This window comes from Paludibacter propionicigenes WB4 (genome assembly GCF_000183135.1).
Taxonomy (GTDB): Bacteria; Bacteroidota; Bacteroidia; order Bacteroidales; family Paludibacteraceae; genus Paludibacter; species Paludibacter propionicigenes.
Genome location: NC_014734.1, coordinates 2,896,045 through 2,919,146, shown reverse-complemented (window position 1 = coordinate 2,919,146; position 23,102 = coordinate 2,896,045). Strand labels below are relative to the sequence as shown.

18 protein-coding genes, 1 tRNA gene and 2 pseudogenes are annotated in these 23,102 nt (G+C 39.4%); 10 read left to right on the top strand and 11 right to left on the bottom strand.

Translation table 11 applies throughout. From position 1 onward, the window contains the following. Positions 1-161: 161 nt before the first annotated feature. From holB to PALPR_RS12005, 7 genes and pseudogenes are all read left to right on the top strand, one after another. Positions 162-1,319 carry a DNA polymerase III subunit delta' gene (holB, locus tag PALPR_RS12035; RefSeq protein ID WP_013445910.1) on the top strand — a complete coding sequence of 386 codons (1,158 nt, stop codon included), beginning with the start codon at positions 162-164 and terminating at the stop codon, positions 1,317-1,319. 60 nt (positions 1,320-1,379) lie between these two features. After that, positions 1,380-2,585 (top strand): annotated as a pseudogene (locus tag PALPR_RS12030) (PSP1 domain-containing protein); the annotation flags it as partial. A 1-nt stretch (position 2,586) separates the two neighbouring features. Continuing rightward, complete coding sequence (locus PALPR_RS12025; protein WP_013445908.1) at positions 2,587-3,054, top strand: gliding motility lipoprotein GldH; 468 nt, start codon at positions 2,587-2,589, stop codon at positions 3,052-3,054. Positions 3,055-3,106: 52 nt separating this feature from the next. Next, positions 3,107-3,862 (top strand): tRNA (guanosine(46)-N7)-methyltransferase TrmB, encoded by a 756-nt coding sequence (gene trmB, locus PALPR_RS12020; RefSeq protein ID WP_041620399.1) that lies wholly within the window; start codon positions 3,107-3,109, stop codon positions 3,860-3,862. 102 nt (positions 3,863-3,964) lie between these two features. Beyond that, a complete protein-coding gene (locus PALPR_RS12015) occupies positions 3,965-5,071 on the top strand; it encodes an Mrp/NBP35 family ATP-binding protein (RefSeq protein ID WP_013445906.1) in 1,107 nt (368 codons plus the stop codon). A gap of 338 nt (positions 5,072-5,409) precedes the next feature. Further along, entirely contained in the window at positions 5,410-6,729 is a 1,320-nt protein-coding gene (locus tag PALPR_RS12010) for an OmpA family protein (protein WP_013445905.1), read from the top strand. 168 nt (positions 6,730-6,897) lie between these two features. Continuing rightward, positions 6,898-8,802, top strand: a complete 1,905-nt coding sequence (locus PALPR_RS12005) for an AMP-dependent synthetase/ligase (protein WP_013445904.1) — start codon at positions 6,898-6,900, stop codon at positions 8,800-8,802. A gap of 56 nt (positions 8,803-8,858) precedes the next feature. Here the strand turns inward: PALPR_RS12005 and PALPR_RS12000 are convergent, their stop codons facing one another. Then, a complete protein-coding gene (locus tag PALPR_RS12000; RefSeq protein ID WP_013445903.1) occupies positions 8,859-9,347 on the bottom strand; it encodes a GAF domain-containing protein in 489 nt (162 codons plus the stop codon). Between the two features lie 239 nt (positions 9,348-9,586). On the opposite strand from PALPR_RS12000, the gene PALPR_RS11995 reads away from it, so the two are divergent. Further along, entirely contained in the window at positions 9,587-12,403 is a 2,817-nt protein-coding gene (locus tag PALPR_RS11995) for a M16 family metallopeptidase (protein ID WP_013445902.1), read from the top strand. 119 nt (positions 12,404-12,522) lie between these two features. Here PALPR_RS11995 and PALPR_RS11990 read toward each other — a convergent pair whose 3' ends face one another. The 5 genes and pseudogenes from PALPR_RS11990 to PALPR_RS11970 all read right to left on the bottom strand — a co-directional run bounded on the left by PALPR_RS11990 (position 12,523) and on the right by PALPR_RS11970 (position 16,130). Beyond that, positions 12,523-12,981: an SRPBCC family protein gene (locus tag PALPR_RS11990; RefSeq protein ID WP_013445901.1), complete on the bottom strand. Its 459-nt coding sequence runs from the start codon at positions 12,979-12,981 to the stop codon at positions 12,523-12,525. A 277-nt stretch (positions 12,982-13,258) separates the two neighbouring features. Further along, a tRNA-Leu gene (locus tag PALPR_RS11985) sits at positions 13,259-13,342 on the bottom strand. Positions 13,343-13,500: 158 nt separating this feature from the next. Beyond that, positions 13,501-14,637, bottom strand: a pseudogene (locus PALPR_RS11980) (RNA methyltransferase); the annotation flags it as partial. A 73-nt stretch (positions 14,638-14,710) separates the two neighbouring features. Then, on the bottom strand, positions 14,711-15,595 hold the full coding sequence (locus tag PALPR_RS11975; protein ID WP_013445899.1) for a serine O-acetyltransferase: 885 nt from the start codon (positions 15,593-15,595) through the stop codon (positions 14,711-14,713). A gap of 16 nt (positions 15,596-15,611) precedes the next feature. Continuing rightward, the gene (locus PALPR_RS11970; RefSeq protein WP_013445898.1) at positions 15,612-16,130 is read right to left on the bottom strand and encodes an AAA family ATPase; all 519 of its coding nucleotides are present in this window, start codon (positions 16,128-16,130) and stop codon (positions 15,612-15,614) included. A 150-nt stretch (positions 16,131-16,280) separates the two neighbouring features. Between PALPR_RS11970 and PALPR_RS11965 the strand changes: the two genes are divergently transcribed. After that, the gene (locus PALPR_RS11965; RefSeq protein ID WP_013445897.1) at positions 16,281-16,916 is read left to right on the top strand and encodes a phosphatase PAP2 family protein; all 636 of its coding nucleotides are present in this window, start codon (positions 16,281-16,283) and stop codon (positions 16,914-16,916) included. Positions 16,917-16,928: 12 nt separating this feature from the next. Here the strand turns inward: PALPR_RS11965 and pnuC are convergent, their stop codons facing one another. The 3 genes from pnuC to PALPR_RS11950 all read right to left on the bottom strand — a co-directional run bounded on the left by pnuC (position 16,929) and on the right by PALPR_RS11950 (position 20,040). Then, entirely contained in the window at positions 16,929-17,510 is a 582-nt protein-coding gene (pnuC, locus tag PALPR_RS11960) for a nicotinamide riboside transporter PnuC (RefSeq protein ID WP_013445896.1), read from the bottom strand. A gap of 61 nt (positions 17,511-17,571) precedes the next feature. Further along, the gene (locus PALPR_RS11955; protein ID WP_013445895.1) at positions 17,572-19,293 is read right to left on the bottom strand and encodes a S41 family peptidase; all 1,722 of its coding nucleotides are present in this window, start codon (positions 19,291-19,293) and stop codon (positions 17,572-17,574) included. A 111-nt stretch (positions 19,294-19,404) separates the two neighbouring features. After that, the gene (locus PALPR_RS11950) at positions 19,405-20,040 is read right to left on the bottom strand and encodes a TatD family hydrolase (protein WP_049777042.1); all 636 of its coding nucleotides are present in this window, start codon (positions 20,038-20,040) and stop codon (positions 19,405-19,407) included. A 105-nt stretch (positions 20,041-20,145) separates the two neighbouring features. Between PALPR_RS11950 and ahcY the strand changes: the two genes are divergently transcribed. Then, positions 20,146-21,567 (top strand): adenosylhomocysteinase, encoded by a 1,422-nt coding sequence (ahcY, locus tag PALPR_RS11945; protein WP_013445893.1) that lies wholly within the window; start codon positions 20,146-20,148, stop codon positions 21,565-21,567. A 128-nt stretch (positions 21,568-21,695) separates the two neighbouring features. Here the strand turns inward: ahcY and PALPR_RS11940 are convergent, their stop codons facing one another. Both PALPR_RS11940 and ndk read right to left on the bottom strand, forming a co-directional pair. Continuing rightward, complete coding sequence (locus PALPR_RS11940) at positions 21,696-22,559, bottom strand: M23 family metallopeptidase (protein WP_013445892.1); 864 nt, start codon at positions 22,557-22,559, stop codon at positions 21,696-21,698. A gap of 45 nt (positions 22,560-22,604) precedes the next feature. After that, positions 22,605-23,069 carry a nucleoside-diphosphate kinase gene (ndk, locus tag PALPR_RS11935; RefSeq protein ID WP_013445891.1) on the bottom strand — a complete coding sequence of 155 codons (465 nt, stop codon included), beginning with the start codon at positions 23,067-23,069 and terminating at the stop codon, positions 22,605-22,607. Between the last annotated feature and the right edge of the window lie 33 nt (positions 23,070-23,102).

Sequence of the window (23,102 nt, the reverse complement as noted above, 5' to 3'; positions counted from 1 at the left end):
ATTTTGCAGGCAAATTATTCTCAATAGAAACAAAACTAAATACAAATTCTACCTCATTTCTAAATACAAATACACTTACAGGAGGCCATTTTTCATAATCCTTTCTTTTTTTGTATATTTGCATTTTATCCGAACTTGGAATAAAACTGTAAATTAAATTCATGCTTTTCTCTCAAATAATTGGTCAACAAGACATTAAAAAACGTTTAATACGCACGGTAACTGAACAGAGGATACCTCATGCTCAGCTCTTGCGTGGACCGGAGGGAATAGGGAAACTGGCATTGGCAGTAGCCTACGCGCAATACATCTGTTGTGAGAATCGTTCGGCAACTGACTCGTGTGGTGTTTGTCCGGCATGTGTGAAATACAAAAAATTAGCGCATCCCGATTTACACTTCGTTTACCCGGTAATAAAACCTACAGGTAAAAACACGGTTGTTTGTGATGATTTTATAGCTGAGTTCAGAGAGATGATACTCGAAAATTCTTATTTCGGACTGAATGACTGGTATTCGAAAATTTCGGGAGACGCCAAACAAGGATTAATCTACTCTAATGAAAGTGAAGAGATTATACGAAAGCTAAGTCTCAAGACTTACGAGTCGGAGTACAAGATCATGATTATCTGGCTTCCTGAAAAGATGCATACCACCTGTGCCAACAAACTGTTGAAGATACTGGAAGAGCCACCTGAAAAAACTGTTTTTCTGATGGTTACGAATACACCTGATGAAATTATCACTACCATACTTTCGCGAACTCAACACATACACGTTCCGAGGTTAAGTGAGAATGAAATCATTCAGGCACTTCTGCGAAATGAAGAACTGGAAATAGAGCAGGCAGAAGCAGAATATGCTGCTCACATTGCTAACGGAAGCTACCTGAACGCATTAGCCGTATTGAGTGAAGGCGATGAAAACAAAGTAAACTTTGATCGCTTCGTTATGATAATGCGACTTGCATGGCAGGTTGGCAACAAAAAAGATCATGCGTCGCTCAAGACACTGCGCAAATGGTCAGATGATATGGCCGCTGCATCCATTGGACGCGAGCGTCAAAAGAATTTTCTCAGTTACGCGCAACGCATGATTCGCGAGAACTTTATCCGAAACATGCAGCAACCGGATTTAAATTACCTGACTTCCGGCGAAGCTGATTTTTCTCAACGCTTTTCGCCGTTTATCAACGAGAGAAATGTGGAAGAATTAATGAACGAATTTGCATTGGCAGAAAGACAAATAGAACAAAACGTAAACGCAAAAATGATTTTCTTTGATTTGACACTGAAAGTCATTATGCTGCTTAAAAAATAAATTTCAATAAAATCGAAACTTTCGACTTCGACAATGTCGGAGGATTCTAATTCATATACAATGGACTACAAACTAAATACTGGCGGTTGCCAAATGAATAAAAAGGGTTGCCATCGCAACTCTACCCAAAAACTCAGCACATTCGACTGGATGTGCGATTTACCTGAAACGCAGAAAGACACTGACTTTATAGAAGTACAATTTAAAAATACCCGCAAAGGATATTTCTTAAACAGCACCAAAATACCTCTTGAAAAAGGAGATGTAGTAGCGGTTGAATCTTCACCCGGTCACGATATAGGCGAAGTTACTCTGGTAGGCAGATTAGTGCTTCTACAAATGAAGAAGTACAACGTTAATCCTGAAAAGATCGAAATCAGACGTGTTTACCGAAAAGCGAAAGAAACTGACCTTGAAAAATATCAGGAAGCAAAAGGAAAAGAGCAGGCTACTATGATAAAAGCCCGTCAGATAGCCGAAAGCCTCAAGCTGAATATGAAAATTGGCGATGTTGAATTTCAAGGCGATGGCAACAAAGCTATTTTCTACTACATAGCCGATGAGCGGGTTGACTTCCGTCAATTAATTAAAGTATTTGCAGAGACATTCAGAGTACGCATAGAGATGAAACAGATCGGGGCTCGTCAGGAAGCAGGAAGAATTGGAGGAATAGGGCCTTGCGGACGCGAGCTTTGCTGCTCCGGCTGGATGACAAATTTCAATTCCGTATCGACCAGTGCTGCCCGCTATCAGGACATCTCGCTTAATCCTCAAAAGCTCGCCGGTCAATGCGCAAAATTAAAGTGCTGCATGAATTTCGAACTGGATTCCTACATGGATGCCATCAAAGATTTTCCTTCTAAAGAAATTCAACTTGAAACGCTGGACAGCACCTATTATCACTTTAAAACAGACGTGTTTAAAGGGCTGATTTCTTATTCTACCTCAGCCAATTTCGGAGCCAATGTAGTTACAATATCTGCTAAACGGGCTAAAGAAATCATAGCCATGAATAAGAGAGGCACCAAACCGGAAACACTTGGTGAGCAAGTAGAAAAAGATACTAAACCGGTTCCTGTTGACTACGAAAACGTTGTTGGTCAGGATAGTCTAACAAGATTTGACACTCAAAAGAAACGGCCAAATCATAAAAATAAACGACCAAACAATCGTCCTCAAGGAGCAAAAAACGGATCAGCAGAAAACAAAGAAAACACTCCGAGATTTCAGAAACCAATAAAGAAAAATGGGAATAATACCGGCAACAATGAAAAATAGGTTTTTATTAGCGATTTTCGTGTCGCTTACTTTTGCAGCTTGTAAAAACAACGATGTTTTTTTTCAGTACAAAGCAGTCAATGCCAAAGGCTGGAACAAAGACAGTTTATACACCTTCGACATTCAGATTACTGACACCACATCTACATACAATGTCTATGTGAACGTCAGAAACAGAGGAGAATATCCGTATCAAAACCTATGGTTGTTTTTAGACAAAACCAGTCCGGACAAAGTAGAGATGAAAGATTCAATAGAATGCTATTTGGCGGACCAAAGAGGAAAATGGCTTGGTTCGGGTATCGGTTCTGTAATGGAAATGCCGATATTATACCAAGAAAATGTCCGATTTACTAAATCAGGAATCTACCGATATAAAATTGTGCACGGAATGCGTGATACCACATTGACAGGCATAAACGATATTGGTATGCGAATAGAGAAAATTGTAAAATAAAACAGTGTGCAACTAATACCTGTTGTACGCTAAAAATTCAGCTAAGTAAAAAGTGGGTAAGAATAAATTGGCGAAATTTGCCGATATGGAAGAATTTCCGCACGTATTTCAGGTTTCATCACATGCTATACGCGAAGGAATTGAATTCGACATGAAAGGAAAATGGAATGAGATGTTTTTCAAAAACAATCATCCCATTGTTTTAGAATTAGGTTGTGGAAAAGGAGAATATACAGTAGGTCTGGGAAAACTGTATCCCGAAAAAAACTTTGTAGGTGTTGATATTAAGGGAGCTCGACTGTGGACCGGAGCTAAAGAATCACACGAAAAAGGGATGACGAATGTTGCCTTTTTACGAACCAATATTGAGATGATTCATCATTTTTTTGCAGAGAATGAAGTCAGTGAAATCTGGCTTACATTCCCTGATCCACAGATGAAAAAAGTCACAAAACGCCTCACAGCCACTAATTTTATCAAATCATACCAGCAATTTGTAAAGCCTGACGGAATTATTCATTTGAAAACCGATAGCAATTTTATGTTCACCTACACTTGTGAGATGGTGAAAGCTAATAATTTCAAGGTGGTTTTCTCTAATAATGATTTATACTCATCCGACTTACAAGACCCCATTTTAGGAATAAAAACCTACTACGAGCAACAATGGCTTGAACGTGGATTGACCATCAAGTACATCCAGTTTTTACTCGAAAAGAAAGAGACGTTAATAGAGCCTGATGTTGAAATTGAGCACGATGCTTATCGCAGTTTTGGCAGAAGTAAAAGACACAACCTGGACGTATAACTTGGAATTTGATAAAACGCAAAACATTTCAAAGAGAAAACTTGTTACAGGACAGACCCACAGTATAATTTATTGTGCGGTAATAAAAACACGTAAATAATTATGACATTACACCCTCAGTTAATATTTGATGCTTTAGTACACGTCCGTTATCCCGGAACCGGAAAAGATATTGTTTCTTCAGGCATGGTTCAGGACAACATCCAGATACAAGGAAACAAAGTAACATTTTCAATCTTTTTCGAGAAGCCGAATGACCCATTTGCTAAATCGGTCGTGAAGGCTGCTGAACAGGCGATTCTCACGTACATTAGCGAAGACATTGACATAAAAGGCAATATAGAAATTATCACAAAAGAAGTTCCAAAACCAAAGCCGACTTCAATTCTGCCCAATGTAAAGAACATTATTGCAGTTTCATCCGGAAAAGGAGGTGTTGGAAAATCGACCATTTCATGTAATCTTGCTATCTCTCTGGCAGCTTTGGGCTATAAAGTTGGATTGCTTGACGCAGACATACACGGACCATCGATTCCCAAGATGTTTGGAGTAGAATCGGCGCATCCTGAGGTAGTTGAAACAGAAGGTCGACATATAATTACACCCATAGAAAAATACGGAGTGAAAATTCTGTCCATAGGCTTTTTTGTGGATCCGGCTCAGGCGTTAGTTTGGCGTGGTGCAGTTTCGAGTAATGCGCTTAAACAACTTATCACTGATGCAGACTGGGGCGAACTGGATTTCTTCGTAATGGATCTACCTCCGGGCACAGGCGATATTCACCTGACATTGGTACAAACCATGGGAATTTCGGGTGCGATAGTTGTAACCACTCCACAAGAAGTAGCGCTGGCTGATGCCCGAAAAGGTGTCAACATGTTTACCGGCGAAAAGGTAAATGTACCAGTTCTTGGAATTGTAGAAAATATGGCTTGGTTTACGCCTGCTGAATTACCTGAGAATAAATACTATATTTTTGGTAAAGAAGGAGGAAAAAGACTTGCCGAAGAATTGAATGTTCCGCTTCTCGGACAAATTCCATTGGTGCAAAGCATACGTGAAGGAGGTGATTCCGGACGACCTATTTCGGTTGATGAAAACTCAATATTATCTTTATCATTTAGAGCTCTTGCCCAAAATGTGGTAGAAAGAGTTGATTACCGTAACAAGAATATGGAAGCTACCAAGAAGGTAGAAATGTCACAGTAATCACTTATTTTATAGAAAATTCCACCTGATTCATCCATACCTTTTCTGTGAAATTGGGTTCTTACCCTTGCATTTTGCTATAATTTATTGTACTAAACAATGAAAATAAGATAAATATGCAATAAATTATGAATTATTTTTATTAAGCCAAAAAATACGTACATATCTATAAAACAGCATATTAATTAAATAAAGGGGTGAATTTGTAATAAAATGTAATATTACATAATATTACATCAACATTATTAAATAAAATATAATGCTATCTTTGACGCTCATATTTAGGAACTTCAGTGAAGAATAAAATTATTTACTGAGTTTTAATCTTTCCAATCCACATGAAAAGATTTCAATTATTTGTAATTCTACTTGTATTAACAGTTAAGGCATATCCGGAAAATAAACATTTTTCGCGATGGTCATTAGCACCTGAAGTCGGGATTAATAAATTTGATGGAGATGCCGCTCAAAAGTTAACCAGTGCATTTGTTACCACCAGTAACAACTTCTCGGCTGGTGTTAATTTAGAATGTGCTCTGACACCTATTTGGGGAGTCTCTTTTGATTATTTGTCACTTCCTTTTACAGGAATTTATTCCAGTCCGCAGGATACCTTCAATACTAAACTAAACAATATTTCCCTGAGCATGACGATAAACTTCTCGCGCATGCTTTTCCCACAAAATAACTCAAAACTATCAGTTAATGGATCGGTCGGATTGGGTTTTGCATCGTACAATTTCGATGTGCAGCCTATACCACAAGCAAACCCTGTCGCACCCATCACTCCTCCAAACGGCAATTCAGGCTGTATTCCTGTAAGCTTTTCGCTTGAATACAATGTTAGTAAGGCACTAGGACTTGGAGCAAAAGTAAGGTATATCACCTACACAAAAGATAATTTAGAAGGAGTAAGAACTTATCAGGGTGTAACCAATGATAGAATCATAATGGGAAGCCTCTTTCTTAGATATAAAGTAAATGCTATAAAAAAAGACCATCTACGAAATATCAGAATGAATGAATTTTCGCCTGATGAAGGACTGGCTTTAGCCACCCTGAACTCAGACAGAATAAACAAGTTAGATAAGGAACTGAAAAAGCTGGATAAGAAAGTTGATAATCAGGGAAGAAAGATTGACTCTATTGCCCGATTCCTATCCAATGATGGTCCTGACTCCGACGGCGATGGTGTACCCGATGTGAGAGATAACGACCCCCACACGCCTCCGAATACGCCTGTAGACTTCTGGGGTAAACCCATGAAAAACATTGTTATAAATAGTAATTCATCATCTGTCAACAACTCGAAATCCAATGGGAATAATGGCTTTGACGATACACCGACAGTATATTTTGACTTTGACAGAATTGATTTAGACAATGATGCGCTTGAAACTATCAGTAAAATAGCTTTCAAAATGAAAGCCGACCCAAGTCTGTATGTAGAAGTTCGTGGTTATTGCGATTATTTGGGAAAGAATCCGTATAACGAAACGCTGAGTAAAAAGCGAGCCGAAAGGGTAAAAGCCGAATTGGTAAAAATGTGGAAAATACCTTCCGATCATATTATTGTCAATGGAAAAGGGAAGATTATAGAGCCGCGTGTAAGATACCGCCCGAACCGGCGATGCGACTTCTTCTTTGATAAGCAATAAAATTTAAATCCAACAAAAAGCCTGCAATTAAGCAGGCTTTTTTGTGTACATATACCAGAACTGTTATTCCTGCTCAACTTTAATACTGATTTAGTATCTTTGCAAGAAGAAACGAATATCTTTCATTACAAAAATCATGGTAAAACACAAACATAATATCACAGATAAATGAAACCTACCATCATAGACTTACTCAACAGCAGTGTAGAAAGATTTGCACAAAATCCTTTTTTATGGGAAAAAACAACCACCGAGTTTGTTCCTACAACTTACCTTGAAACGCAACAACAAGCGCAACACCTGGCTGCCGGTTTAATACAGCTTGGAATAGAAATGTATGATAAAGTGGCATTGCTTTCGGAAGGTAGAAATGCCTGGATTATAGGAGAACTGGGCATACTGCATGCAGGCGCAGTGAATGTTCCCTTATCAATAAAACTCGAAGAAAGTAATGATTTGATATTCCGCCTAATTCATTCTGAAACAAAATATATTTTTGTTTCGGGCGGTCAATTGAAAAAGATACGTGCTATAATAAAGTCGCTTCCACTGATAAAGAAAGTAATCATACTTGATGACCAGACAGAATATGAGGAGCTCGAGATCCCGATAAGCAAATTGATTGCAGATGGGAAACAACTTTTGAAAACGCAGCCCGAAGCGGTACAACGCAGAGTTGAGGCAATAAAACCTGATGATCTGGCAAATATAACTTATACTTCAGGCACTACGGCCGATCCAAAGGGAATAATGCTAACACACAGAAATTACACGGCAAATGTAGAGCAAGCATTGACGCTGATGGACATTTCCACCTCTACCCGAACACTACTAATTCTTCCACTGGATCATTGCTTTGCTCATGTGGCGGGCTTCTACAGTTTCATGGCTTTAGGCGCAAGTGTTGGAACCGTTCAGAGCGGTAAAACCGGCATGGAGACATTAAAGAATATACCTATAAATATCAAAGAATTAAAACCAAATATATTGCTTAGTGTTCCAGCACTTGCTAAAAGCTTCAAAAAGAATATTGAGGCTAACATACGAGCGCAGGGAGATATGGTAAACCGCTTGTTTAACTTTGCCCTAAATCTATCTTATTCTTACAATAAAGAAGGATACAACAAAGGAAAAGGATTACAGATATTGAAAAAGCCACTTATCGTATTATTCGACAGAATATTATTCAAGAAAGTGCGCGAAGCATTTGGTGGAAATCTTGATTTCTTCATTGGAGGCGGTGCATTATTAGATATTGATCTACAGCGCTTTTATTATGCAATAGGTATTCCTATGTTTCAGGGATACGGACTGTCCGAGGCAACTCCGATCATTTCATCCAACGGGCTGAAACATCACAAACTTGGATCATCGGGCTACTTGGTAAAGCCGTTGGAACTGAAAATTTACGATTCTGAAGGAAAGCAACTTCCAAATTACGAAAAAGGGGAAATCGTGATAAAAGGCGAGAATGTCATGGCAGGATACTTTAAAAATGAAAAAGCCACTGCCGAAACGATAAAAGACGGTTGGTTACATACTGGCGATATGGGCTATATGGACAATGATGGATTTTTGTATGTAGTTGGACGATTTAAAAGTCTGCTGATATCGAGTGATGGAGAAAAATACAGTCCGGAAGGAATTGAAGAATCTATAGCTGATAACTCTCGATACATAGATCAGGTGGTGCTCTACAACAACCAGAACCCTTACACAACTGCTCTGATTGTTCCCAATAAAGAAGCGCTTAAACGCTATGTAAAAGAAAAGAAACCGCAACTAAGCTGGGATAGTAATGAAGCTAAAGAGTTAGCGCTGAATAAACTTCAGAAAGAAATAAATGAATACAAAAAGGGCGGAAGATTGGAAGGACTGTTTCCCGAACGCTGGCTTCCTTCAGCTGTAGCTGTAATTGGCGAGCCGTTCAGCGAACAAAACGGATTGGTAAACAGCACCATGAAAATAATGCGTGGTAAAGTAGAAGAACGATACGCCGCGAGAATAGAAGGCTTGTATTCCACCGGAGCAAAAAGCATACAAACTCCTGAAAACTTAGAAGCTCTAAAATAAATACCTTATTCTCTATATTAAACAAAATGTCATTCTTATCTGGAATGACATTTTGTTTATACAAGTGATTTAGTTACAATCTTAGCTATTTTTTCGAGATAAGTAACATCTGTTTCATCAAGCACATCGTAGCGTTCACTGTCGACATCCAGCACAGCGATTACCTTATCTTGGTTGTCAAAAACCGGGACTACAATTTCGGAAACAGAGCTACTGCTACACGCAATATGTCCCGGAAATAAATTGACATCCGGCACAAACTGACTCTTTTCTTCTTTCCAGGCTGTACCACAAACACCTTTCCCTAAACGTATACGCGTACAGGCAATTGGTCCCTGAAACGGTCCAAGCACCAACACATCCTCTTTCACAATATAGAAACCAACCCACCACCAACCAAACGACTCTTTTAAAACTGCCGTAATATTTGCCAGATTGGCAATAAAATCAGTTTCGCCTTCTATCAGCGCTGCTATTTGCGGGAGTAAGGTTTCATATATCTCTTTTTTCCCTGATCCTACAGGAATAAACAATTCTTCTGACATTGTGTTATGTTTTTACATTACAAAAGTACATTATTTATCAAAGCGCCTCAACAAGTAAACCGGTTAAAACAATAGAAATATTGGAATATCGGTCTAAAATCTATGCAGATTAATAAATAATTATCGAGAAACAATAAAATGATTTTGTTATTTCACTAATTATACTTTCCTTTGTAACCGATTTAACTGCGAATATTATTCTCTAATAAACAATCATCAATTCAAAAAACAATTCAATTATGAAAAAAAATCTTTTCAGGTTGTTTTCCGTAAGTTTGATGCTCATGCTGGCACTACAGGCCGGGGCTCAACAGGTACAACCTATTCCGCTTGATCCTAAAATACGCTATGGGAAGTTAGACAACGGTTTAACCTACTACATTCGTGCTAATGCTGAACCAAAACAACGTGCTGAGTTTTTCATTGCACAGAATGTTGGTTCTATTCTTGAAAACGATAATCAGAACGGTTTAGCGCATTTTCTTGAACACATGGCATTTAACGGCACCAAAAACTTCCCCGGAAAAGGAGTAATTAGTTTTCTTGAAAAACACGGTGTGAAATTCGGTGAAAATATTAACGCTTATACAGCTCTTGACGAAACAGTCTATAATTTATCGGATGTACCAACTATTCAAGAAGGAGTGGTTGACAGCGCATTACTTGTTTTGCACGACTGGTCGAGCTATATAACCCTTGATGATAAAGAAATTGATAGTGAACGCGGTGTTATTATGGAAGAATGGCGTACGCGTTTTGGTGCGGACCGCAGAATGTGGAAAGAATCGAACAAAATTAAATATCCCGGATCGCAATATGGAATAAGAGACGGAATAGGTGATACAGCTGTAATTAAACACTTTAAGTATGATGTCATCAGAGATTATTATAAGAAATGGTATCGTCCGGATTTGCAGGCTATTTTAGTAGTTGGAGATATCGACGTAGATAAAATTGAAGCTAAAATAAAAACTTTATTCTCTTCAATTCCAAAGAAAGAAAATGCTGGAGAACGCCCGATATACACTGTTGCAGACAATGACAAACCCATCGTAGCTTTAGTTTCTGACAAAGAGGCTAACGTAACCCGCATTACGCTTGAGTACAAGCACGAAAAACTTCCTGCCGAAATTCAGCTTTCGGTACAGGGATACGCTAAGGGTATTGCTGACAATCTGATTTCCACTATTATCGGAGAACGTTTTAACGAAATCACACAACAAGCTAATGCACCTTTTGTGGGAGCTATGGCAGGTTATGGCGAATTGGTAAAATCCAAAGATGCATTCACGATGCTGGCTGTGCCCAGAGAAGGAAAAGAAGCAGAGGGATTAAATGCATTGTTGCTTGAAGCTGAGAAAATCAAACGTTTCGGGTTTACAAACGCTGAGTTGGAAAGAGCCAAAACCAATATGCTAAAACAATTTGAAACATCCTACAAAGATCGTGATCATCGGAAAAACAACAGTTTAGTAACTGAATACGTTCGGAATTTCTTACACAACGAACCTGTTCCCGGCATAGAATGGGAGTATCAAACAATTCAGGCTATTTTGCCGAACTTAACAGTCAATGTAATTAATCAGGTAGCAAAATCATATATTACCGAGAAAAATCTGTTGGTAACTATCACCTCGCCCGAAAAACCAACTGTGAAGGTTCCAAACAACGATCAGGTTCTTGCAGCTATTACAGAAGCAGGCAAAGCTCAACTAACAGCTAAAGCAGAAGAAACACTGAATAAACCGTTGGTAGAGAAAGCACCTGTTGCTGGTAAAGTAATTAAGAAAGGACAAAACCCAAAACTTGGTACCACAGAATGGACGCTGAGCAATGGTGTACGGGTAATTTTCAAACCTACTACCTTTAAACAAGATGAAATATTGCTAAGTGCATACAGCGAAGGAGGTCTTTCCAAAGTAAAAGATATTTCGCTTCTACCTTCAGCCACATTAGCATCTACCATTGTTGGCAACAACGGATTAGGCAGCTATTCACAAGTAGATTTGAATAAAATTCTAACAGGAAAAGTAGTTAGCGTTCAACCTCAGATTACCAATTACGAAGAAGGCTTTGGAGGAAAATCTTCGGTAAATGATTTTGAAACCATGATGCAGTTGGTGTATTTATACTACACTGCTCCCCGCAAGGACGACAATGCTTTTAGCGCATTAATAAACATGTATCGCACCAGTTTGGCAAATAGTGCTACGGATCCCCGTAAAGCATTCTCCGACACTATAAACACTTTGGTTACCAACCGCAATCCGCGTACTGTAATTATGAATCTGAACACTATCACTAAGGTAGATCAGGATAAAGCATTAGCATTTTTCAAAGAACGATTTGCCAACCCAGCTGATTTTACGTTTATCTTGGCTGGAAATGTTGATCCAAACAATGTGAAAGTAAGCAATGCTATTTGTACATATCTTGGAGGTTTGAAAACAACCAAGGTACTGGAAAAATTTACGGACAACAATATACGTAAACCGCAGGGAAAAGTTTCGAATACATTCGAAAAAGATATGAAAACTGCGAAAGCAAGCAATCTGGTACTATATAACGGCGCAATGCCTTACAATATTGTGAATAACACATTGGTTGGAGCCATTGGCGATATACTGGATATACGATACACCGAATCCATTCGTGAGAAAGAAGGTGGAACCTACGGTGTAGGCGTTCGTGCAGGCATTAGCCATCAACCGATAGACAATGCAACTTTACTCATGCAATTTGATACCGATCCTGCTAAACAAGCCAAACTTATTGGAATGATTTACGATGAGGTAAACGAAATTGTGAAGAATGGCCCGAAAACAGAAGACGTTCAAAAGGTAAAACAAAACTTGCTGAAAACTTATAATGAAAATCTGAGAGAGAACGGATGGTGGTTAAACACAGTAGAAAGCTACTATCATAATCAGATAAATTATGTGGACAACTATAAAAATGCAGTAGAAGCAATCACTCCACAGTCGATTCAATCTACTTTAGCAAAATTGGTAAGCCAGGGCAACGTTATGGAAGTAGTAATGAAACCTACGAAATAAAACATGGTGCTATAAAAAAAAAGTCTGACTCAGATAATGAGTCAGACTTTTTTGTTTTCTAAGAAACAACTATTTCCAAGTAGCAATGGATATGAAGATTTTGTATAAACCGTGATATTTTATTCTTCACATATTTCTTTAAGCCTATCGAGTGCCAATGGATAAGTTTCGTTCATAAAATCTTCAAAATCATCGGGAGTATCCAGTTCAACATTAAGCACAGACACTCCATTGATTTCTTCAAATGAATAGTTTTCAAATCCACAAGCCCATTTCTCTACTTCAGGGCCTTCGGTTATTTCCTTATCAGCCTTTAAAAGGCCGTAATGCCGGATTGACACAAACCGGTTCGGAATGTTTTCTGCTATCTCCGAAACCATTCCTCCATTTTCTCCATTTTCATCCACTCCGATAAAATGCATTTTGCTTCCCTTATTCCAGCTACCTTCATAAGTGGATGTAGGGTTAAACAACGCTGTCCATTGCTCATAAGTAGCTTTATTGCTAATGCCAAGCATAACATCATAGACTTTGCTTACAGGTGCATTGATCTTTATGTTGTATCGTAATTTCTTCATACGCATCTAATATTTAGTTGATTACTCTTGCTGTATTACTCTATGTATATTACAACAGTTCAATGTAATTTGTTCAATACAGTCCGAAGTTGATTGTAAATCTTGTCAATGCTGATAAAAATATAAACTTATTACCTCAGTTTGGCGTAGTTTAGTATTCTCACTCCACCGGATATTTACATTGACCCAAATTTACTTGAGTGGGGAAAATGTGGGGAAGAAATAAAAACAAAAAACCTCAATTGATTGATAATCAATTGAGGTTTTACTTTGAAAGTACCCAGAGCCGGGATCGAACCGGCATGGAAGTGAATCCACTGGTGTTTGAGACCAGCGCGTCTACCAATTCCGCCATCTGGGCGATTGCGGTGCAAAAGTAAGGTATTTTTTGGAACTGACAAATAGTTGAACCGTTTTAAATACCTAATTCAGTAGTTGCACTTTTGAACCGATTGAAAGCCAGTGTATTATTTTTGAAATATTTGTGACTTATCCTTTGTTTCCCCGTTTGTTTGCCAGAAAGTCGTTTCGTTTTCCTGCAAAAATGTCGTAACGACAATACCAACAGTCGAGCGATCCGTTCAACAAACGGATGCGTTCGGTGGGTTTCAGGCCTATTTTATCCAGACATTCTTCGTGGGAGCTGATAATCCAAACAGTGCTGCCCGGAAATTTGTGCTTCACGGTAGAGCCTAGCGATGCATATAGTCCGTAGATATCATCCGAAGTGATACGCTCACCATAGGGAGGATTGGTTACAATCATACAGTTTTCGGCAGGAGCTTCCAGTTTCTGAACAGGCATAATCTGTAGGTCGATATACTTGCTTAGTCCGGCACTTTTAATATTCTGCTCGGCTATTTTTATCGCCCGCGGCGAGTTGTCCGATCCGTATATTTTGAAGTTGAACGGACGTTCGTACGAATCGTCATTGTATAGCGTATCAAAAAGTTCCTCTTCAAAGTCATTCCACTTTTCGAATGCAAAAGAAGAACGATAAATTCCGGGTGGTATATTAAGCGCTATCAGGGCTGCTTCTATTAATAAAGTACCTGATCCGCACATGGGGTCTAAAAAGTTCGATTGTCCCTTCCAGTCAGCCATTAGAAGCATTCCGGCAGCCAATGCTTCGTTTAGTGGAGCTTCGGTCTGAGCTACCCGGTAACCGCGCTTGTGGAGCGATTCGCCCGAACTGTCCAATGACAACGTGCAGCGAGTAGCAGCAATATGAATATTGATCATCATCTGTGGTCCGTCCAAACGAACTGATGGTCGACGTTCATATTTCTCCATGAACCAGTCGGCAATAGCATCTTTTACGCGATAGGCCACAAATTTTGAATGGCGAAACTCTTCCGAAAAAACGGTAGAGTCGATGGCAAAAGTACTGTCCACAGACATGTAGTTGCTCCAGTTTATTTTTTTTACTTGTTCGTAAACTTCGTCGGGATTTGAAGCGTCGAATGATAAAATTGGTTTCAGTATGCGTGAAGCCGTCCGGCTGTACAAGTTTGCTTTGTACATCAGAGCTTTATCGCCCGTAAAACTAACAGCCCTCCGTTGGATTTGTACATTATTTGCCCCTATACTTACTAATTCGGCGGCCAGTACTTCTTCCAATCCGCGAAAGGTTTTCGCTAACATTTCAAATTCCATATAATTCTTTTTCTTTTATTCTTTTGTGTTGATTGTATAATTTCGTTCTGATTTTTGCTCTTCGTTCCTTTTATTATTTGCTCATATTTTTGTTTTGCGACAGTTTTGCCCCGGGAGTAACATTGTTGTCAATCCAGAGGTTACCGCCAATGACCGCACCATCGCCTACAGTGATATTGCCTAAAATAGTAGAGTTGGAATAAATAATTACGTCATTGCCTATATGAGGATGCCGGTCAATGCCTTTAATCGGATTGCCATCCTTGTCCAGCGGGAAGCTTTTAGCGCCCAGCGTAACACCTTGATACATTTTTACATTATCGCCAATGATTGCCGTTTCGCCGATTACCACGCCGGTACCATGGTCTATGGTGAAATAATTGCCTATTCTTGCTCCGGGGTGAATATCTATCCCGGTTTCGGAATGCGCCATCTCGGTAATTATTCGGGGAATAAGCGGCACATCGAGCTTTAGCAAAGCATGCGCTATGCGGTAATTGCTTATGGCACGAATGCTGGGGTAACAGAAAATAATTTCTCCAAAACTTTTAGCAGCCGGATCGCCATTGTATGCAGCAATAACATCGGTATGCAATTTTTCTCGAATCTCTGGCAGTTGAATAATAAAGTCGATAGCTTTTCTTCCCGCAGTTTGTTCTATTTCATCCTGACTCTTCATTCCACTTTGGCAGTTGAAACACATACCGGCTTTAATCTGTTGAACCAATAGCAGATGCAGTCTATCAATGTTCACACCAATGTGATACATCATTGTTTTAGGATTTACTGCAGAATCGCCGAAATATCCGGGGAATAGTATCGAACGTGCCAGTTGTACTATTTCCTTCAGTACATCCGTCGAAGGCATTGGTTCGTTATTGGACTGCTCATGGCAGACATCTTTGAAACCTTCCAGCTGAGAAAGTTTTTTTATTGATTCTAATAATTCGTTGTTCATAATATATAAACAGTGTTTAGAATTTCAGAGATTGTAAAGCAGTTATTGCATTTTTCATGCGCTGATCCCCAACTCCGGTTATAATAACATAGGCTTTCTTTGTTTCTTCAATTTCTCTTTTGTACCAATTGAAAAAATACTCTCTGTCTTCACCGTGTTCTCTGACAGGATCCGGCTCCCAAGGTAAATCGGGGGCACAAAGCAGATAGGCGTCGAAAAAGCCTGAGTGTAATTGATCTAATAAAAACTCGGGAATTTTATCAAAACAGTAAGAAAACCACACTTTAGTGATGATTAAATCAGTGTCGAAGAAAACAAACTTAGCTTCAGAAGCATTATTTTCGTAAAACTTCTCGAACTCTATTTGTTTTAATGCAATATTACAAACGTCTTCGTAGGTGTACGGGTTTGTCAGATTTTCCACATAGTCGCGCGCATATTCAGGAACCCATGGAGCGTTATAATACTCGGCCAACTGTTTTGCCAGTGCTGTTTTCCCTGTAGATTCCGGGCCGATAATTGCTATTTTAAACATTTTGTGCGAATACGACTAATTTATAGATAGTAGTCATGTGATGTAGAAAACGAAAAACGATATTTCTCTACGAAATAGCATAGTCTAAACTCAATTTGATGATTCTCTAACAGTTCGACCAATATTTTATTTATCTTTGACACCAAAAACATGTGCAAATTTACGACAATTATTCTGCTTTGTGGTGCTTTTTGTATTTTTAGTACGCAAGTTTCAGCACAAAATGCAGATATAGAGATACTAAGGACAATTAATGGTTCCCAGTCAAATGGGCTCAGACAGTATTCCAAATTCATGTCCAACACTACTGCTGTTGTAGCAGTGTCTACCCCTTTGGTTATAGGAGTTGCTGCTATCATTGATAAAAACGATGACCTGCTGAAAAGTGCTCTCTACACAGGAGTGAGTATAGGAGTGAGTGGAGTGCTCGCTTACTCAATGAAAGAGCTTGTAAACCGCCCCAGACCTTATACTGCCTATCCGGATATTACGGCTTATCAGTTAGAATCGTCTTCTTCATTCCCCTCGGCGCATACATCCGTAGCATTTGCCACAGCCACTGCGTTAAGTCTGAAATACCCGAAGTGGTACGTAATTGCTCCCAGTTACTTTTGGGCCTGCTCGGTGGGTTATTCGCGTATGAATCTGGGAGTGCATTATCCATCGGATGTGTTGGCAGGAGCTGTTCTGGGTGCCGGAAGCGCTTATGTAACCTACAAGCTGAACAATTGGTTTTGGAAGAAAAATGACAACAAAAGATTAATAGGACTTGAAGCTTATAAATAATGCCGCAGAGACCTATTTAGCGAGTGATTTTTTCCACTGCCGATATCCGATTACAGACATTGCCGTGTAAATTGCAAACAGAACGGTTGTCGGATATAGTTCTTTGTAAATATAAAGTCCTACGCAAAGACCATCAACAACAATCCATACAATCCAGTTTTCAAGCAGTTTCCGAGCCAGCATCCAGGTGCCGATAACACTTAATGCACCTACCAGAGAATCTACTTTGGGAATTGTGGAATCGGTGAATTTAGCCAGTACAAAATAGTATACAAGGTATATAAAACCTGTGGCGATACTTATTTTTATCAGAAGTGTTCCGGATGCTTTTGTTGTCGGTAGTTCTTCTCTATTTCCCGATTTTCCGTGTTTCCAATTTATCCATCCATATACGCTTATTACTACATAATAAAACTGTAGACTCATGTCGGCGTATAGCTTTGATTGAAAAAAAACAACTATATAAAAGACAGAAGATACTATCCCAAAAAACCACAGGCTTACTTTTTGGTTGATAGAAAGGTACAGATAGATAAGGCTGAGTATCGCCCCAACAATTTCTATCCAGTTTTTTTGTATATAGTCTAAAATCATAATTGTTTTTATACAGAAATCCCCTAAAGGATCGTTGTTGATTCCGATAGGGGATTGGTTGTTATTTTAGAATTTTCTCGTAAGCGCCCGGTGTTTGCAAGATTTCAACCGCCTTCTTCAATGATTCGTTGTCAGCGTCAATAATTTGGTAATACGCGTTTTCATCCCATAAATCGCGAGCCAACAGAGCTTTTAGCTGAAGTTTGATTAGAGGTTTTGATTTCTCAAATTCGTTAGGCTCGGCATTTTTGTTCGGTTTCTTTTCCGAGTTCAACAGTTTCTTCAGCAGCTCATTATCTACCAAATGATCATTTTTGAATTTGTCGCTAATAGCAAGGAGTTGATTTCTGGTTGCATCGTTGACAGAGTCCGATCCGTTGATTTTTATTTTTTCTTTTTCAGCCGCACTGATTAATTGCTTCAGGAGGGCATCATCAACTTCATACTCTTTCTTGAATTTCTCGAAAGTAGGATATTTTTTCTTCAACTCAGTACGATTTTTATCGATATATTGCACCGAAACCTTGTTTACAACTCCCTTGGCAATAATGTTTCTGTGGAAATTGGTGTAACGCGTGGTATCAAGCGGCACAAAAATATCGGGCATAATACCACCACCGCCATATACAGTGCGTTTCAGGCTCAGAGTCTGATAGCGCAATGAATCAGGGAAGTGTATGCTGTCGGCATGAAGCAGTTCACCTTTGTTGAAACGGTCAAGCAGATCCATTTCATATTTTTCGTATCCTCCTTTATATGATTTTTGTATACTGCGTCCGGTAGGTGTATAATAACGCGCCACGGTTAGTCGCATCATCGAACCATCAATGAGCGGAAACTGGCGCTGAACCAATCCTTTTCCAAAAGTACGACGACCAATAATAATTGCTCTGTCCCAGTCTTGTAGCGCACCCGAAAGGATTTCGCTGGCAGAAGCCGAGTATTCATCCACAAGAACAATTACTTTGCCTTGCTCAAAATTACCTACAGCTGTTGCTTCTGCAATGGTCTTAGGCTGATTCAATCCCTGGGTATAAACAATCAGACTATTCTTTTGAAGAAACTCATCCGCCATTTCGATAGCTGCATTCAGGTAACCCCCACCATTGCCCTGAAGGCTTAATATCAGGCTTTTCATTCCCTTTTGCTGTAGATTAGCCAAAGCATCTTCAAATTCTTTGACGGTTGCGCTTCCGAAATTGTTGATTTTTATATAGCCAATCTCTTTATTAATCATATAATTGGCGTCAACGCTATGAATAGGAATTTTGTCGCGTATGATTTTAAATTCCAGCAATCCGGCTTTTCCTGCACGACGAATTTTCACTGTAACTTCGGTTCCTTTAGGTCCACGAAGCCGTTTAAAAATACCCGAACTTTCCATTTTTACACCGGCTACCAATTCATTATTGATATAGATAATGCGGTCTCCAGGAAGTACACCAACCTTTTCGGCAGGACAACCGGCTACGGTTTGAACAACCAACAGCGAATCCTGAAACATTTGAAACTGAATACCCACACCTTCGAAACTGCCTTCGAGCGGCTCGTTTACTCTATCTACCTCTTCTTTCGAAATATAAGATGAGTGCGGATCCAACTCTTTCAATACTGATTGTATTGTACTTTCAACCAATTTTTTATCATTGATGCTATCGACATATAGGTTTGAAATAGCGGTAAGTGCATTGGCTAATTTGCGTTGCTGCAATGAAGAAAATCCCTGAGCGATAAGCACAGGTGTAAAAATAAGGAAAAATAAAAATGGAACTGTCTTTTTCATGTCTGCGTTAATTTGAAAACGGAACGCAAAGATACAATAATAAGTAATTAAAAATTAGTAATAAACAAATAATTAATGCCAACTAATAGTAATTTTAATCAGAAATGTGGGTTATAAGGTCGAGACAGCACTAAAAAAGTGCTCTCCGGCAATCAAAAAGTCAGGGTCAGTGCTCTTTATCTGCGCAATGTGCCTGTAAATTTCGCTTATCGGTGTCTGACTTTCGTCTGTTTCGACATAAAGTTTTTCAAGAGGAGTTAAGCGTACACTTTCTTCGTTGAAATGCTCTCCGAACGAAAGTGCGCATCCGGCTTTTAATGCCTGCATTGCCAGTTGGGGTTTCGCCCTGAAACCATGAATTATCCACAATTGCCGGGGATTGATTTTCTTTTTTATCTCAAACAACTCATTGAAACAGCCTACACAGTGAATTATCAGAGGTTTTTCAGTTTGTTCGGAGAGTGCTATTTGTTGTTCGAATGCATACTGCTGCACATCCAGAGGAATGTTGCAGTGCTTGTCGAGTCCGCATTCACCAATCGCCACCAGACGTTTGCTCTTAGTCCAATGCTTCAGTTTGGCAAATAATGTAGCGCTGAAAAGATCGGCATGCCACGGATGAATGCCAACGGAAAACAATCCCTTTTCATTGCTCGAAAACAGGATTTCTGCTTCCTGAAAAGTAAGATTCCGAACGGCTGGAACATCCGTTGTAAACGAATTGTGGGTATGAATATCAACAAACATAGTACTGAATATAAATCTATTGTCAACAAAGATAAATATTTCCGTCGAAAACATGTATCTTTGCACTCCCAAATCAGAATTAAAATAAAACACATAAAAATAAACATGAGTACATCCGAATTATTCAGCGCTTTGCCTTATAAAGTAGCTGACATGTCGTTGGCCGATTTTGGTCGCAAAGAAATAGAATTAGCCGAAAAAGAAATGCCGGGTTTGATGGCGTTGCGTGCAAAATATGGTCAGCAAAAACCGTTGAAAGGAGCTCGTATCATGGGTTCACTTCACATGACTATTCAAACAGCAGTGCTTATCGAAACATTGGTTGAACTTGGAGCAGAAGTGCGCTGGTGTAGTTGTAACATCTATTCTACTCAGGATCATGCAGCTGCGGCTATTGCAGCTTCGGGAGTTCCTGTTTTTGCGTGGAAAGGTGAAACACTGGAAGAATACTGGTGGTGTACACTTCAGGCATTGACTTTTGAAGGACACAAAGGTCCGACTGTTATTGTTGACGACGGAGGCGATGCTACCATGATGATTCATGTGGGTGGTGCAGCCGAAAAAGATGCTAAGGTACTTGATAAAGCTGCCGGTGGCGATGACGAACGTTTACTGTATGCCATCCTGAAAGATGTTTTGAAAGAAGACAGCAGCATTTGGTCCCGCATGATACCAGAAATTCGTGGTGTGTCTGAAGAAACCACTACCGGAGTTCACCGTTTGTACCAAATGCTGGAAGAAGGCTCACTGTTATTCCCTGCTTTCAACGTAAATGACTCGGTTACCAAATCTAAATTCGATAACCTGTACGGTTGCCGCGAATCATTGGCGGATGGTATCAAACGCGCGACCGACATCATGTTGGCAGGTAAAGTGGTTGTTGTTTGCGGATATGGTGATGTAGGTAAAGGTTGTGCACGCTCTATGTTGGCATACGGAGCTCGTGTCATTGTTACCGAAATTGATCCTATTTGTGCACTTCAGGCTAGCATGGAAGGTTTTCAGGTAACCACCATCGAAGAAGCTTTGGCCGAAGGAAATATCTACGTAACCACTACAGGAAACAGAGACATTATCCGCATAGAACATATCGAAAAAATGAAAGATGCCGCTATCATTTGTAACATCGGTCACTTCGATAACGAAATTCAGGTAGAAAAGTTGAAACAATATCCGGGCATTGAATGTGTAAACATCAAACCTCAGGTTGATAAATATATTTTCCCTGACGGAAAATGCGTATTGCTGTTGGCCGATGGTCGCTTGGTAAATCTTGGTTGTGCTACCGGTCACCCATCATTTGTAATGAGTAACTCGTTTACCAACCAGACATTGGCACAAATAGAATTATTCACCAAAGATTACGCAGTTGATGTTTATCGTCTGCCAAAGCATTTGGACGAAGAAGTAGCACGTTTACACCTGGAGCAATTGGGTGTAAAGTTAACCGTACTTACTCCTGAACAAGCTGAATACATTGGGGTAAATGCTAACGGACCTTACAAACCGGAACATTACAGATATTAGGAATTAGTTACAAGTAAATAGTTACGGGTTACAAGATTGGTTATCTCTTTTTGATATCAAAATACAGATAACCAGACATTACTACTTCCTTTTTGTTTAAAATCGTAGATCAGAAATCTAAATTCAAGTTATCTTATTCTCAATCGTTGACCCGGTTTTATTTTGGCTTTAGTTTTTAAACCATTCAACCTGCACAGGGCTTTCACACTGGTTCCGTTACGTGCAGCCACGCGCGATAAAGTATCGTGTTTTTTGACTTTGTAGTATTTAGCAGATACAAATGATTTTACCTCGTGCTGATAGTAAAAAGCATTTTTCTTGGTCAGCAGATACGTTCGTTCGTGTACCAATCCGGTGTTGAAATTGACAATATGAGCCGGGTTAATAGCATTGCCTATGTATCGTGTTTCGAAATGAAGGTGTGGTCCGGTGGAATGTCCGGTATTACCACCATACGCAATGAGCTGACCGGCTTTTACCGTTTGATTAAGGGTTACCAGCACTTCAGAGAGATGTCCGTAAACAGTTTCCAGCCCGTTATCGTGGCGAACAACTATGTAATGTCCATATCCTCTGGCTTCATAATCAATAATTCTGATTTTTCCTTTGAATGCACAACGTACCGAATCACCCACTTTCAGCCTGAGATCAATACCATAATGGAAACGATAGCGGCGTGGTCCGAATTCCGAAGTAACGGCTCCGCGAACAGGTACTACAAAATTAGAACAGTCAATCCGAACAGAATCGGGCATGCTGTCAATCGGAATTTTATAGGGGTTGACGCGGTCGCTCCTCCAGATGTTATTGTAGATGTCCTCAGCCGGATGGTTTTCCATCAAATCATCCGATTGATCGTTCAACATTTCCTGGTAAATGTTGACTGTATCTTTTTTCGGAATCAGACTGTAATTGATATGTTGAGCATTTGCACCCCAAACTGAGGTGAAAAGAATTATGAGTAAAAGAGTTTTTTTTGAGAAAATAAACATGAATTTTTAGTTGTCCTGATTTAATGTTCAGAATGAGTTTTATTGTTATATAATTTCGTCCTCGGAATATATGTATTCCAAATATGATTGTTTGTATTCGAAAATTTCTCCTTCCTTAAAAAAACGGGCTAACTCCAGGTCGGCAGTTTTTATGGAATCGGAAGTATGTATAATGTTCCACTGAACGCTCATGCTATAATCTCCACGCATGGTTCCCATGGCAGCTTCGCGTCCGTTGGTAGCTCCGGCAAGACGATGCACCACATGCACTGCGTCCATACCTTTGAGGCAGCAAACAATGACCGGAGTGGCCTTCATGGCTGCTTTAACCCGTGGGAAAAAGGGTTTATCCACAATGTGTGCGTAATGTTCTTCCAGAATTTCGTCTGTTAGTTGCAGCATTTTTAATCCACAAAGTTGTAATCCTTTTTGTTCGAAACGTCTGATTACTTCACCCACTAATCCACGCTGTATGGCTCCGGGTTTAATTATTACAAGTGTTTTTTCCATTTGATTTTAATAAGTAATTATAAATTGTGTGAT

Bases quoted from the DNA above. Each gene is read 5' to 3' on its own strand.
- holB (WP_013445910.1), top strand. From the start codon at position 162: ATGCTTTTCTCTCAAATAATTGGTCAACAAGACATTAAAAAACGTTTA.
- PALPR_RS12025 (WP_013445908.1), top strand. From the start codon at position 2,587: ATGAAAAATAGGTTTTTATTAGCGATTTTCGTGTCGCTTACTTTTGCA.
- PALPR_RS12015 (WP_013445906.1), top strand. From the start codon at position 3,965: ATGACATTACACCCTCAGTTAATATTTGATGCTTTAGTACACGTCCGT.
- PALPR_RS12010 (WP_013445905.1), top strand. From the start codon at position 5,410: ATGAAAAGATTTCAATTATTTGTAATTCTACTTGTATTAACAGTTAAG.
- PALPR_RS12005 (WP_013445904.1), top strand. From the start codon at position 6,898: ATGAAACCTACCATCATAGACTTACTCAACAGCAGTGTAGAAAGATTT.
- PALPR_RS12000 (WP_013445903.1), bottom strand. From the start codon at position 9,347: ATGTCAGAAGAATTGTTTATTCCTGTAGGATCAGGGAAAAAAGAGATA.
- PALPR_RS11995 (WP_013445902.1), top strand. From the start codon at position 9,587: ATGAAAAAAAATCTTTTCAGGTTGTTTTCCGTAAGTTTGATGCTCATG.
- PALPR_RS11990 (WP_013445901.1), bottom strand. From the start codon at position 12,981: ATGAAGAAATTACGATACAACATAAAGATCAATGCACCTGTAAGCAAA.
- PALPR_RS11975 (WP_013445899.1), bottom strand. From the start codon at position 15,595: ATGAACAACGAATTATTAGAATCAATAAAAAAACTTTCTCAGCTGGAA.
- PALPR_RS11970 (WP_013445898.1), bottom strand. From the start codon at position 16,130: ATGTTTAAAATAGCAATTATCGGCCCGGAATCTACAGGGAAAACAGCA.
- PALPR_RS11965 (WP_013445897.1), top strand. From the start codon at position 16,281: ATGTGCAAATTTACGACAATTATTCTGCTTTGTGGTGCTTTTTGTATT.
- pnuC (WP_013445896.1), bottom strand. From the start codon at position 17,510: ATGATTTTAGACTATATACAAAAAAACTGGATAGAAATTGTTGGGGCG.
- PALPR_RS11955 (WP_013445895.1), bottom strand. From the start codon at position 19,293: ATGAAAAAGACAGTTCCATTTTTATTTTTCCTTATTTTTACACCTGTG.
- PALPR_RS11950 (WP_049777042.1), bottom strand. From the start codon at position 20,040: ATGTTTGTTGATATTCATACCCACAATTCGTTTACAACGGATGTTCCA.
- ahcY (WP_013445893.1), top strand. From the start codon at position 20,146: ATGAGTACATCCGAATTATTCAGCGCTTTGCCTTATAAAGTAGCTGAC.
- PALPR_RS11940 (WP_013445892.1), bottom strand. From the start codon at position 22,559: ATGTTTATTTTCTCAAAAAAAACTCTTTTACTCATAATTCTTTTCACC.
- ndk (WP_013445891.1), bottom strand. From the start codon at position 23,069: ATGGAAAAAACACTTGTAATAATTAAACCCGGAGCCATACAGCGTGGA.